Here is a 12,817-nt window from a genome sequence, read left to right on the forward strand (position 1 = left end):
ATGGTTGGAGTGTGTATCAAAATCGGCAACAGGCAATATTATCCTTCATACGCGGCCGAATAGCTTATTCAATATCAGTTCCGCAGCGCACACTGTCCAAAGACTGACACAATCGCGCCGATTGCGTATCATTCCAGCCTTGATCGCTTTGGAAACAACCATGCTGCCCACCATCGAACAACGTCTTGCCCTTGAACTTGCCGCCAAACCGGTGCAGGTTGCCGCCGCCATCGAACTGCTCGACGAAGGCGCCACCGTGCCCTTTATCGCCCGTTATCGCAAGGAAGCGACCGGCGGCCTGGACGATATCCAGCTGCGCCTGCTCGAAGAGCGCCTGCGCTACCTGCGCGAACTGGAAGACCGGCGCGCCGCCATCGTGGCCTCGATCACCGAACAGAACAAGATGACGCCGGCGCTGCTGGACGCCGTCATGCACGCCGAAGACAAGACGCGCCTGGAAGACTTGTATCTGCCCTATAAACAGAAGCGCCGCACCAAGGCCCAGATCGCCATCGAAGCGGGCTTGAGCCCGCTGGCCGACGGCTTGCTGGACAATCCGGAACTGACGCCGGAAATGGAAGCGGGCAAGTTCCTGCGCGACGCATTTACGAGTGCCGATGGCAACAACCCGGGCGTGGCGGACACCAAGGCCGCGCTGGACGGCGCACGGCAGATCCTGATGGAGCGCTTCGCCGAAGACGCGACCCTGCTGCAAACCTTGCGCGAGTACGTGCAGGAGCATGGCGTGGTCGAATCGAAAGTGGTCGAAGGCAAGCAGGATGAAGGCGAAAAATTCGCCGATTATTTCGATTACTCGGAAACCATTGCCACGGTGCCATCGCACCGCGCGCTGGCCCTGCTGCGCGGCCGCCGCGAAGGCATCCTCGACGTCATCCTGCGCCTGGACACGGAAGCGGAAAAACCGAAATGGGATGCGCCGCACAATCCGTGCGAAGGCCGTATCGCCGCCCGCTTCGGCATCAAGAACCAGGGCCGCCCGGCCGACAAATGGCTGTCCGACACGGCGCGCTGGACCTGGCGCGTAAAAAGCTTCATGCACCTGGAAACCGAACTGATGGGCGCGCTGCGCGAACGCTCGGAGCAGGACGCCATCAATGTGTTTGCCACCAATTTGAAAGCGCTGCTGCTGGCGGCGCCCGCCGGCCAGCGCGCCACCATGGGCCTGGACCCGGGCCTGCGCACGGGCGTCAAGGTGGCCGTGGTCGACGCCACCGGTAAAGTCGTCGACACTGCCGTGATCTACCCGCACCAGCCGAAGAACGACTGGGATGGCTCCTTGCATACCTTGGGCCGCCTGGCCGCCAAGCACAATGTGTCGCTCATTTCGATCGGCAACGGCACCGCCTCGCGCGAAACGGACAAGCTGGCACAGGACCTGATCAAGCAGCACCCGGAAGCGAAGATGACGAAGATCGTCGTCTCGGAAGCGGGCGCATCGGTCTATTCGGCGTCCGAGTTCGCCTCGAAAGAATTGCCGGACATGGATGTGTCCTTGCGCGGCGCCGTCTCGATCGCGCGCCGCCTGCAGGACCCGCTGGCCGAGCTGGTGAAAATCGACCCGAAATCGATCGGCGTGGGCCAGTACCAGCATGACGTCAGCCAAAGCCAGCTGGCGCGCTCGCTCGATGCGGTGGTGGAAGATTGCGTGAATGCCGTCGGTGTCGACGTCAATACGGCGTCGGCGCCACTGCTGGCGCGCGTGTCGGGCCTGTCGGCCAGCGTGGCGCAAAGCATCGTCAGCTACCGCGACATGAAGGGCGCGTTCACTTCGCGCGCGGCTTTGAAGGGCGTGCCGCGCCTGGGCGACAAGACGTTCGAACAGGCGGCCGGCTTCCTGCGCGTGATGGGCGGCGACAATCCGCTGGACGCCTCGGCGGTGCACCCGGAATCGTATCCGCTGGTGGAAAAGATCCTGGCGGACATCAAGAAGGACATCAAGGCGGTGATCGGCGAAACGTCGCTGCTGAAAACCCTGAGCCCGGCAAAATATGCCGACGAAACCTTCGGCGTGCCGACCATTTCCGATATTTTGAAAGAGCTGGAAAAACCGGGCCGCGATCCGCGTCCGGAATTCACCACCGCCACCTTTAAAGAAGGCGTGGAGGAAATCCGCGACCTGCGCCCGGACATGATCCTGGAAGGCGTGGTCACCAACGTGGCCGCGTTTGGCGCCTTTGTCGATATCGGCGTGCACCAGGACGGCCTGGTGCATATCTCGGCGCTGTCGAATACGTTTGTGAAGGATCCGCACACGGTGGTGAAAGCGGGGCAAGTGGTGCGCGTCAAAGTGCTGGAAGTCGATGAGAAGCGCAAGCGCATCGCACTGACCATGCGCCTAACGGACAGCGCGCCGCAGGCTGGCAGCAAGCCCGAGCAAAAGGGCGACCGCAACGACCGCCGCAGCATGGCCCAGCACCAGTCGCAAACGCGCAATGCGCCGGAGCCGGCCGGCAGCATGGCGGCCGCGTTTGCCAAGCTGCGCGGCTAAAGCAATATGTCGGAGATCGTCATTGCAACAGCCAGCGCCAGCAGTCCCGAGGCGCAGCTATTGCAAGATGAATTGTCCGAGGTGTTGCAAAGCCTCAGCGGCGACAGCGGCCGCGCCTCGTTCGATATCGAGGCGCCGGACCAGCGCGCTGGATTTTACTTGGCCAAAAACAGTGCCGGCCAGCTGCTCGGCTGCGCCGCCCTGCGACCGCTGGGTGCGCCAAACAGTACGACGGCCGAACTCAAGCGCATGTTTGCCGGTCCGGGCAGCGTGGGCGTGGGTGCGGCATTGCTGGCTCATGCCGAAGCCGAAGCCCTGCGCCTGGGTTACCGCACGGTGGTCCTGTCCACCCGCGTGATCAATAGCCGCGCCGTGGCGTTTTACCGCAAGCACGGCTATGCGTCCGTCGCACCGTATGGCAAATACGTGGGCGCGGCCCAGTCCGTCTGCCTGGGCAAGATCCTGTAGCGTGGCACGCATCCTGAATTAATGACCTGAGCGCATACCCCTGGCGTCGTTTTCTTATAAAATGACGCCATCTATTTATTTACCCAATCAGAGGCCACCATGAGCGACGTACAAACCTGGATCAAAGAAACCGTGACGAGCACTCCGGTCGTGCTGTTCATGAAAGGCACCGCCCAATTTCCACAATGCGGCTTTTCCGGCCGCGCCATCCAGATCCTGAAAGCCTGCGGCGTGGAAAATATCGCGACCGTCAACGTGCTGGACGATCCGGAAGTTCGCCAGGGCATCAAGGACTACTCGAACTGGCCAACCATTCCACAACTGTATGTCAAGGGCGAGTTTATCGGCGGCTCCGACATCATGAATGAAATGTTTGAATCGGGCGAACTGAAGTCCCTGCTCGATGCCTGATGTACCGCAGCGGCCGCGCCGTATCGTGGTTGCCATCACGGGCGCCACTGGCGCCGTGTACGGCTTGCGGCTGCTGCAATTATTAGGCGCCATCCCCGGCGTCGAAACCCACCTGGTGTTGTCGGACGCGGCGGTATTGACCTTGCACCAGGAAACCGGCATGGGCCGCAAGGACGTCGAAGCACAAGCGCATGTGGTGCACAAGCTGCGCGATATCGGCGCATCGATTGCCAGCGGCTCGTTCCAGTCGGATGGGATGGTGATCGCGCCCTGCTCGATGAAGACGCTGGCGGCCGTGGCGCATGGCCTGTCGGATAATCTGATCACGCGCGCGGCCGATGTGGTGCTCAAGGAGCGCCGGCGCCTGATCCTGATGGTGCGCGAAACGCCGTTCAACCTGGCGCACCTGCGCAATATGACGGCCGTCACCGAAATGGGCGGCATCATCTTCCCGCCCCTGCCCAGCTTTTATAATTTGCCGGACAGCATAGCCGAGATGGTCGACCATACGGTCGCCAGAGTCATCGACCTGCTCGGCATCGAGCACAGCCTGGCGCCACGCTGGCATGGATTGAAGGCCGGCGACAGCAATCCTGCGTGAAGCGTTATCTTTTGTCGAACTGACTGGCGCTTGCGCGCTTCAAATCCCTGGCTTCTTCAACCATCCTGCGGTGGGCGATCCGTTTGCGCATCACTTCCGCATGTTGCGCGGCGGTCATGGGTGGCACGGTCATCAAGTCTTTCAGCTGCGCGGTGTTGCTGTAGTTGCTTTTCATAAGACGGCTCAAATGCTCGGCTCCGTGTTGGATGACAAACTGGCTGCTGCTGGTCTTATTATGCGCCGCTATTGGCGACTGCGCTGTCTGTTACGGGATGATTGTCGAATAATCCAGTTGCAGTGCAACATAAGAGGTCTTATTGTGCAGCAAAATCATGTCTCCAGCATGACCTCGCGCAAAAAAACAGCCGACCTTGAACGGCCGGCCTGGCGCCATGCGATGGCGCCGCATCTACGGGAAAATACTTACTTTTGGTAGTTGACGCGCACCAGCATACGAATAAATTCGCGCGCGATTTGACGATGATGCTCATCTAATCTTTGCAGATCAGCAATTAATTTCACATCGGCCGACTCGAAGCGCGACAAGGCACTGCCCGCTTCGCCATTCGGTACGGCGCTTTCGGGACCGCCAAAGCGCAGCCATTCCGCCGGCACGCCCAACCATTGGGCGATCATGCGCAATTTTTCTTGCGTGGGTATGGCTTCCCCGACTAACCATTTCCTTGCAGCATGCACGGTAATCGGGCGTCCGTCGAAGCGGATATTGAATTCCCGGGCCAGTCTGGTCGGGCTGTCGGGGGAGTAGTGGGCGTTTTTCAGAGCCAGCTGAAGTCGCTGGCTAAAGCTTTCGCGTTCGTTAGAAGAATTCATAGGTGTACTATTTCATGTTGTAACATGAAAGTCAGTTTCTTGAATGACCATACGGATTGTTACTTTTTGAAAAGAAAATAATTTACAATTAACACTCCGGCGGACTTTTTGGGTAAAAAAGCGGCCAAATTTTCTCTTGTTATCCTGCATGGCTTCGGGTCAAATTCGCGGCTGGCTTTGAATTTCGCAATGCAGCACGATTTCAAAGCCTCGTTTTGGCGCTACAACATACGGTAGTGGATCATGCGCCCCTGCGGCGACACATGCAAGGCCTACGCCATACAATTTCTTAATAACAAACTTTGCACAAAAACCATTTAATTTTTAATATGGAAACTTATGGCAGTATGCTTGTCTGGATAGCAAATTTACTTCCATCATAACGAAAAGCGCTTATGTTGGCACAAAGAAAGTTCTTTTTGGTGTCATCTGCGCCACCAACTTTCAATCTTCATTGACTTTTTCGTACTAAAATCCGTCAATTTCAATAAATTTTGTATCGTGCATAACGATTGCCGTCACCACGTGCCAGCATTTCTTTTCTGGCAGCACGGCGTGGGCACGCTACAATGGCATTGACGTGAACGTAAACGTCAATCCAGTCCACACCATCATGCCCACCAGCCCCACGCCCATGTCCCTGCCTGCGCCCGCACCAAGCATTACCTATACCATTACCGAACTGGCCCGCGAGTTCGACATCACGGCGCGTGCCATCCGCTTCTATGAAGACCAGGGACTGCTGAGCCCGAAACGCGAAGGCGCGGGCGGGCGCAGCCGCGTCTACACGCCGCGCGACCGCACCCGCCTGAAACTGACCCTGCGCGGCAAGCGCCTGGGCCTGGCCTTGTCCGAGATCAAAGGCCTGGTCGACATGTATGAATCGCCTAAGGACACGCGCGCGCAGATGGACCGTTTTCTTGGCGTGCTGGCGCAGCACCGGCAGACGCTGGAGCAGCAGCGCATCGACATCGAAATGGCGCTGGCCGAGATCAGCAGCCACGAAGCGGCCTGCGCGCGCATGCTGGCAGAACTGGACGACGGCGCGCTGGCGCCAACCTGATGCGGCAGGCCTGATGCAGGCCAGGCGGACCTGTTTTATACTTTGCTTTACGTTTACGTAAACGTCACAACTGAGTATCATTGCTTTTGACACGATGACTTTTGAAGCGGCAGACAGCCGACACCACATAACGACGACGAGGACGACATGCTCCATCTCCCAGGCTTGACCTTTGACCACGGCGAAGACATCGCCTCCCTGCGCGAAGCGATTCAACAATTCGCCGCCGCCGAAATCGCACCGCGCGCCGCCGAAATCGACCGCAGCGATCAGTTCCCGATGGACTTGTGGCGCAAGATGGGCGACATGGGGCTGCTCGGCATTACCGTCAGCGAAGAATACGGCGGCGCCGGCATGGGCTACCTGGCCCATATCATCGCCATGGAAGAAATCTCGCGCGCCTCGGCCTCGGTCGGCCTGTCCTATGGCGCCCACTCGAACCTGTGCGTCAACCAGATCAAGCGCAACGGCACCGACGAACAGAAAGCCAAATACCTGCCGAAACTGATCACCGGCGAGCATATCGGCGCGCTGGCCATGTCGGAACCGAACGCCGGTTCGGACGTCGTCAGCATGCAGCTGCGCGCCGATTTCAAGGGCGACCGCTGGGTGCTGAACGGCACCAAGATGTGGATCACCAACGGCCCCGACGCGGACGTGCTGGTGGTGTACGCCAAGAATGACCTGGCGGCCGGCGCGCGCGGCATGACGGCCTTCCTGATCGAAAAAAGTTTCAAGGGTTTCTCGATCGCGCAAAAGCTCGACAAGCTGGGCATGCGCGGCTCGCACACGGGCGAACTGGTGTTCCAGGATTGCGAAGTACCGGCCGAAAATGTATTGGGCGGCCTGGGCAAGGGCGTCAATGTGCTGATGTCGGGCCTGGACTTCGAACGCACCGTGCTGTCCGGCGGACCGCTGGGCATCATGCAGGCCTGCATGGACCTGGTGGTGCCGTATGTGCACGACCGCAAGCAGTTCGGCCAGGCCATCGGTGAATTCCAATTAATGCAGGGCAAACTGGCCGACATGTATTCGACCATGATGGCTTGCAAAGCCTATGTGTATGCGGTGGGCCAGGCTTGCGACCGCGCCACCACGCCGGAAGCCGTGCGCCAGTTGCGCAAGGATGCGGCCGGCGCGATTCTGTACAGCGCCGAAAAAGCCACCTGGATGGCCGGCGAAGCGATCCAGGCGCTGGGCGGCAATGGCTATATCAATGACTACCCGGCGGGCCGCCTGTGGCGCGACGCCAAGCTGTATGAAATCGGCGCCGGCACCAGCGAAATTCGCCGCATGCTGATCGGCCGCGAACTGTTTGCCGAAACCAAATAACCCATTACTGATACGGAGATCCATCATGCATGATCCAGTCGTTATCGTCGGTGCCGCGCGCACCCCCATGGGCGCCTTCCAGGGCGATTTTTCCAACATCACCGCCAGCGACCTGGGCGCCGTGGCCATCAAGGCCGCCGTCGAGCGCGCCGGCATCGCCCCCGAATTGGTCGAACACGTATATTTCGGCAATTGCCTGATGGCCGGCCAGGGCCAGGCGCCCGCGCGCCAGGCCCTGCGCAAGGCCGGCTTGCCGGACGCCACCGGCGCCGTCACCCTGTCCAAAATGTGCGGCTCGGCCATGCAGACCACCATGTTCGCCCACGACACCCTGCTGGCCGGCAGCGCCGAGGTGGTGGTGGCCGGCGGCATGGAATCGATGACCAATGCGCCCTATCTGGTGCCGAAGGCGCGCGGCGGCTACCGCATCGGCCACGGCATGCTGTTCGACCACATGATGATGGACGGCCTGGAAGACGCCTACAGCCGCGATGAAAAAGGCAATGCCCGCTCGATGGGCACGTTTGCCGAAGAATGCGCCAGCCAGTACGCCTTTACGCGCGAAGCGCAGGATGCGTTTGCCATCGCCTCGGTGCAGCGCGCCCAGGCAGCCGCGAAAGATGGCGGCTTTGACTGGGAAATCGCGCCCGTCACCGTGCCCGGCCGTGGTGGCGACACCGTCGTCAGCGTTGACGAAGGACCATTGAAAGCGCGCCTGGAAAAGATCCCGGCCCTGAAACCGGCGTTCAGGAAAGACGGCACGATTACCGCCGCTTCGTCCTCGTCGATCAACGATGGCGCGGCCGCCCTGGTGCTGATGCGCGAATCGACGGCGAACAAGCTGGGCTTGACCATCATCGCCAAGATCCACGGCCACGCCACCCATGCCCAAGCACCGAACCTGTTTACCACCGCCCCGATCGGCGCCGTGAAAAAACTGTACGCCAAGACCGGCTGGAGCAGCAGCACTGTCGACCTGTTTGAAATCAACGAGGCGTTTGCCGCCGTGCCGATGGCCGCCATGCATGACCTCGATATTCCACACAGCAAGATCAATATCCACGGCGGCGCCTGCGCGCTGGGCCACCCGATCGGCGCCTCGGGCGCGCGCATTATCGTCACCCTGCTGGGCGCGCTGAAGCAGACGGGCGGCAAGCGCGGCGTGGCGGCCCTGTGCATCGGCGGCGGCGAAGCGACGGCAATGGCGATCGAACTGGTATAAGCTGGGCTTTTTCCATCACTCCAGGGAGCAGCATATGCCTACAGCATTGATCATCGGCGCCTCGCGCGGCATCGGCCATGAAATCGTCCGTCAATACCGCCAGGATGGCTGGCGCGTGATCGCCACCGCGCGCAGGCCCGAGGATTGCGACACCCTCAAGGCCTTGGGCGCCGAAGCGCACCAGCTCGACGTGACCGATGTGGAAGGTTGCGCCGGCCTGGGCTGGAAGCTCGACGATGAAAAACTCGAGGTCGCCATCCTGAACGCGGGCGTATATGGTCCGCGCCACGACGGCTTTCCCGCGCAAGCCGATTTTGATGCCGTGATGCACACCAATGTACTGGCGGCGATGCGCCTGCTGCCGATCTTGGCGCCGCTGGTGGGCAATGCCAAGGGCAAGCTGGCCGTGCTGTCATCGCACATGGGATCGCTCAGCGAGCGCAGCAGCGCCAGCGGTTCGCTGTACCGCGCCAGCAAGGCGGCCCTGAACTCCGTGCTGATCGACACCGCCCTGGTGCATGGTCCGCAGGGCGTGAGCTGCGTGGCCTTCCACCCGGGCTGGGTGCGTACCGACATGGGCGGCGCCGGCGCCGATATTTCCCCTGAAGAAAGCGCGGCCGGCATCCGCGCCACCCTGGCCAGCCTGCCCGCAAGCAAGCAGGCGGTCTTCCGCAATTACGACGGCAGCCCTATCGGCTGGTAAAAAAATCCATGATACTCAATGAAGAGCAAAGCATGATCCAGGACGCGCTGCGCAGTTTTTCGCGCGAGCGCCTGGCGCCCAACGCGGCCCGCTGGGACAAGGAACACCATTTCCCGAAGGAAGAACTGCAGGAACTGGCGGCACTGGGCGCGTTTGGCGTGGCCGTGCCGGAGGAATTCGGCGGTGCCGGCCTCGACTATGTGTCGCTGGCGCTGGCGCTGGAAGAAATCGCCGCCGGCGATGGCGGTACCTCGACCATTATCTCGGTCAACAATTGCCCCGTCTGCAGCATCGCCATGATGTACGCGAATACCGCGCAGAAAGAGCAATGGCTGCGCCCGCTGGCACAGGGCACCATGCTGGGCGCCTTCTGCCTGACCGAACCGCACACGGGCAGCGACGCCTCGGCCCTGCGCACCACGGCCACCCGCGATGGCGACGAGTACGTCATCAACGGCACCAAGCAGTTCATTACCAGCGGCAAGCATGCGGACGTGGCCATCGTGCTGGCCGTCACCGACAAGGCGGCCGGCAAGCGCGGCATCAGCGCCTTCTGGGTACCGACCAGCGCACCCGGCTATATCGTGGCGGGGCTGGAACAGAAGATGGGCCAGCACTCGTCGGATACGGCACAAATCCTGTTTGACAACTGCCGCATTCCCGCCGCCAACCTGATCGGCGAAGAGGGCCAGGGCTACAAGATCGCCTTGTCGGGCCTGGAAGGCGGGCGTATCGGCATCGCCTCGCAGGCGGTCGGCATGGCGCGTGCCGCCTATGAGGCGGCCTTGACCTACGCGCGCGAACGGGAGAGTTTCGGCAAAGCCATCTTTGAACACCAGGCGGTGCAGTTCCGCCTGGCCGACATGGCGACGCAGATCGAAGCGGCGCGCCAGCTGATACGCCACGCGGCGGCCATGAAGGATGCGGGCCTGCCCTGCCTGAAGGAAGCGGCGATGGCGAAACTGTTTGCCTCCGAGATGGCGGAAAAAGTGTGCTCCGACGCCATCCAGGTGCATGGCGGCTATGGCTATGTGTCGGATTTCCCGGTCGAGCGCATCTACCGCGATGTGAGGGTGTGCCAGATTTACGAGGGGACCAGCGATATCCAGAAGATACTCATCGCAAGAGCCTTGTAAAGCGCCCGGCAGTAAAAGTTTCAGCGCTTTTAGAAACCGTAGCGAGCAAGCCCGATATCGGATTGAGTAACGCAGCCGTACATTCGGTACGGCGAGTAACGCCGATTCGAGAGCGGGCGGCGCAGTAGGTTTATAAAGGCGCCATCCGGACGAAAAAAAAGCCCGCTAGCGCGGGCTTCGTTCCAATGTATTACCAATGCTTTAATCGTGTCATGGACGCCAGTGCTATCTGCAAAGTGCCTCCTGATTTTCGGACTCCCATGCTATCTGCATGGTGACTCCAAGTGTAAAATCGACCAACGTATCCGGAATTACAAAATCCACTCTTTCGTACTAGTCACGCCATCGACATTACACCTGTCGGTCGCCGTACTGAAACTGGATAGTGAGAGCATCTGCAAGCAAATCTCAACCACTGAAAGCATTATAGCATACGTTTTTGTGCGGCGCAACAACCTTTTTAAATCAAGTCCTTAGCTCTAGTGGCTTGTCTTCTTCGCCACCGCGCGCCACCCGCTCGTACTCGGAAATCACCTGTGCCCCCAGCAGCAGCAGGGTGGCGCCGATTTCCAGGCTGAACATGACGACAATCGCCGTCGTCATCGAACCGTAGACAATATTGACCTGTGACAATGTGGAAAAATACCAGACCAGCACATGGCGTGCGATTTCCCACAGCAGCGCCGCCGTCACGCCGCCCATCAGTGCATGCGTAAACGACAGCCGGCCCACCGGCATCACCAGGTAAATTGAACTGAGCACCAGGATCTCGCCCGTCAGCCCCAGCAAATACAGCAGCGCGCCGGACAAGCCTTCCAGCCCCCAGTCCCGGCGCAGGAAGCGCACGCTTTCGTCGCCCATCACCTGCAAGCCACCCGCCACCAGCGTGATCAGCAGTATACCCACGCCCAGGCACAGGATGTAGCAATACGGCAGCACGGCGGAAATCAGGAAATGGCGGCGGCGTATCGCCACGCGATGGTTGAAGATCACGCTCATGGCGTTTTCCAGCACGGTAAACGCCAGCGAGCTGAAAAACAGCATGGTCAGCAACAATAGCCAGCCGATCACGCTGCGGTTATCGAGAAAATGCGCGACCTCCGTCACGATGGCCTTCGATTGTCCCGGCACCAGCCATTCCAGGTAATGGCCTATGGTGCGCAGCAATTCTTCCTGCGCGATCACGTGCGACAGGGCCACCACCACCAGCATCAGGAGCGGCACGATGGACAGCAGCGAATAATAGGCGACGGCGCCGGCCAGCAGCAGGCCCTGGTTGGCGCGAAAGCCTTTCAACACCTGCAGCACGAAGCGCAAGGGATGGCTGAGAATATACGCGCTGGCGTGGCGGTTGATGATCATGAACGGTACACCTGGTGAATGAAACGGCATGGCCTTGTGCCATGCCGCCCATGCACCATAGCATACGGACAATTCACGCCCACCGCTGTACGCAAGCTAACTGACGGCCGCTTCCAGCAAGGTCACCGTCTGGCGCTGCGCGTCCAGGGTGGCCATTATGCCCATCGGCAAGGTGAACTGGTCGCGGATATGGCCGAAGGAATAGCCGGCCACGGCCGGCACCGTCAAGGGCTGCAGATGCTGGTCCAGCGTCTGGTCCAGGCTCAGGGCGATATCGCCCTCGTCCGCCTCGCAATGCATGAACACGCCCAGCATCAGCGCCGCCGCGGTCGACAAGTTGCCGGCGAGATCGAGCTGGTACAGCATGCGGTCGACCCGGTACGGCGCTTCGTTGATTTCTTCCAAAAACAAGATGCGGTCGTGAAACTCGGCCGCATACGGCGTGCCGGCCAGCGCGCTGACCATGCACAGGTTGCCGCCGGTCAGCCTTCCCGTCGCCTGGCCGTCATGCACGGTGCGGATCGTGAAGTTGGCGTGGGTTTGCGCGCGGCGGTGGTTTTCCAGCGCCATCGGGATCGTGTACTGCTCCTGCGGCTGCATCAGCACATTTTTCAGATGCGTCACCGTGTACTCGGAAAACGTCGAGGAAGCGACGGGGCCATGGAACGTCACCAGGCCCGTGTGGCGATGAATCGCCAGGTGCAGCGCCGTGATGTCGGAGTAGCCGATCAGTATTTTCGGATTGGCGCGGATCAGCTTGTAATCGATCAGCGCCAGCAGCGAGATGCAGCCCGAGCCGCCGCGTATCGCCCACACGGCTTTCACTTGCGGATCGCGGAAGGCCGCGTGCAAGTCATCGAGCCGCTGCTGCACCGTACCGGCATAGTTGCCATGCACGGCGCGGATATGCGTACCGAGGGTCACGCGCAAGCCCAGCGATTCGAGATTGCCCACGGCCTTGGCGATGGCGTCGTCGTCCGTAAAGCCGGCGGGGGCGATGATGGCGACCAGGTCGCCCTGGCGCAGGCGCGCCGGTTTGATCAGGGGGTGTGCTTGCATGCGTGCTCCTTTTGGCTGCGCGGCAGCGGCCAGGGCCGGTGCGCCGGCCGCGCCGACGGCGGCGGCCAGCATGCCGCCAAACTGGCGCCGGCTAAAACTGCGGTGACTGCTCATGCGGCC

The 12,817-nt window shown here is 60.8% G+C and carries 13 protein-coding genes; 9 read left to right on the forward strand and 4 right to left on the reverse strand.

Annotated features, from left to right (window positions below; all coding sequences use genetic code 11):
- Positions 1 to 160: 160 nt before the first annotated feature.
- The 4 genes from ACP7B7_RS02440 (at position 161) to ACP7B7_RS02455 (ending at position 3,989) form a co-directional block, all read left to right on the forward strand.
- The gene (locus ACP7B7_RS02440; RefSeq protein WP_308923078.1) at positions 161 to 2,509 is read left to right on the forward strand and encodes a Tex family protein; all 2,349 of its coding nucleotides are present in this window, start codon (positions 161 to 163) and stop codon (positions 2,507 to 2,509) included.
- Between the two features lie 6 nt (positions 2,510 to 2,515).
- Positions 2,516 to 2,977: a GNAT family N-acetyltransferase gene (locus ACP7B7_RS02445; RefSeq protein ID WP_426075629.1), complete on the forward strand. Its 462-nt coding sequence runs from the start codon at positions 2,516 to 2,518 to the stop codon at positions 2,975 to 2,977.
- Positions 2,978 to 3,076: 99 nt separating this feature from the next.
- Positions 3,077 to 3,388 carry a Grx4 family monothiol glutaredoxin gene (gene grxD / locus ACP7B7_RS02450; protein ID WP_010402157.1) on the forward strand — a complete coding sequence of 104 codons (312 nt, stop codon included), beginning with the start codon at positions 3,077 to 3,079 and terminating at the stop codon, positions 3,386 to 3,388.
- Positions 3,381 to 3,989, forward strand: a complete 609-nt coding sequence (locus ACP7B7_RS02455) for a UbiX family flavin prenyltransferase (protein ID WP_308923080.1) — start codon at positions 3,381 to 3,383, stop codon at positions 3,987 to 3,989. Before grxD ends, ACP7B7_RS02455 begins: the two co-directional genes overlap by 8 nt.
- Before the next feature lie 4 nt (positions 3,990 to 3,993).
- Here the strand turns inward: ACP7B7_RS02455 and ACP7B7_RS02460 are convergent, their stop codons facing one another.
- Both ACP7B7_RS02460 and ACP7B7_RS02465 read right to left on the reverse strand, forming a co-directional pair.
- Entirely contained in the window at positions 3,994 to 4,164 is a 171-nt protein-coding gene (locus ACP7B7_RS02460; RefSeq protein ID WP_308923081.1) for a hypothetical protein, read from the reverse strand.
- 248 nt (positions 4,165 to 4,412) lie between these two features.
- On the reverse strand, positions 4,413 to 4,820 hold the full coding sequence (locus ACP7B7_RS02465) for a hypothetical protein (protein WP_308923082.1): 408 nt from the start codon (positions 4,818 to 4,820) through the stop codon (positions 4,413 to 4,415).
- A gap of 634 nt (positions 4,821 to 5,454) precedes the next feature.
- Here ACP7B7_RS02465 and ACP7B7_RS02470 point away from each other — a divergent pair.
- The 5 genes from ACP7B7_RS02470 (at position 5,455) to ACP7B7_RS02490 (ending at position 10,276) form a co-directional block, all read left to right on the forward strand.
- Positions 5,455 to 5,883: a MerR family transcriptional regulator gene (locus ACP7B7_RS02470; RefSeq protein ID WP_308925835.1), complete on the forward strand. Its 429-nt coding sequence runs from the start codon at positions 5,455 to 5,457 to the stop codon at positions 5,881 to 5,883.
- 147 nt (positions 5,884 to 6,030) lie between these two features.
- On the forward strand, positions 6,031 to 7,215 hold the full coding sequence (locus ACP7B7_RS02475; RefSeq protein ID WP_308923083.1) for an isovaleryl-CoA dehydrogenase: 1,185 nt from the start codon (positions 6,031 to 6,033) through the stop codon (positions 7,213 to 7,215).
- 25 nt (positions 7,216 to 7,240) lie between these two features.
- On the forward strand, positions 7,241 to 8,437 hold the full coding sequence (locus ACP7B7_RS02480; protein ID WP_426075630.1) for an acetyl-CoA C-acyltransferase: 1,197 nt from the start codon (positions 7,241 to 7,243) through the stop codon (positions 8,435 to 8,437).
- Between the two features lie 34 nt (positions 8,438 to 8,471).
- Positions 8,472 to 9,140, forward strand: coding sequence for an SDR family oxidoreductase (locus ACP7B7_RS02485; RefSeq protein WP_308923085.1), 669 nt, complete (start codon positions 8,472 to 8,474; stop codon positions 9,138 to 9,140).
- A gap of 8 nt (positions 9,141 to 9,148) precedes the next feature.
- Positions 9,149 to 10,276 carry an acyl-CoA dehydrogenase family protein gene (locus ACP7B7_RS02490; RefSeq protein WP_308923086.1) on the forward strand — a complete coding sequence of 376 codons (1,128 nt, stop codon included), beginning with the start codon at positions 9,149 to 9,151 and terminating at the stop codon, positions 10,274 to 10,276.
- 465 nt (positions 10,277 to 10,741) lie between these two features.
- Here ACP7B7_RS02490 and ACP7B7_RS02495 read toward each other — a convergent pair whose 3' ends face one another.
- On the reverse strand, positions 10,742 to 11,638 hold the full coding sequence (locus ACP7B7_RS02495) for a YihY/virulence factor BrkB family protein (RefSeq protein ID WP_308923087.1): 897 nt from the start codon (positions 11,636 to 11,638) through the stop codon (positions 10,742 to 10,744).
- Positions 11,639 to 11,734: 96 nt separating this feature from the next.
- Positions 11,735 to 12,811, reverse strand: coding sequence for a S66 peptidase family protein (locus ACP7B7_RS02500; protein ID WP_426075631.1), 1,077 nt, complete (start codon positions 12,809 to 12,811; stop codon positions 11,735 to 11,737).
- Positions 12,812 to 12,817: the final 6 nt, after the last annotated feature.

The sequence above is a fragment of the Janthinobacterium sp. PSPC3-1 genome (genome assembly GCF_049896105.1).
Taxonomy (GTDB): domain Bacteria; phylum Pseudomonadota; class Gammaproteobacteria; order Burkholderiales; family Burkholderiaceae_D; genus Janthinobacterium.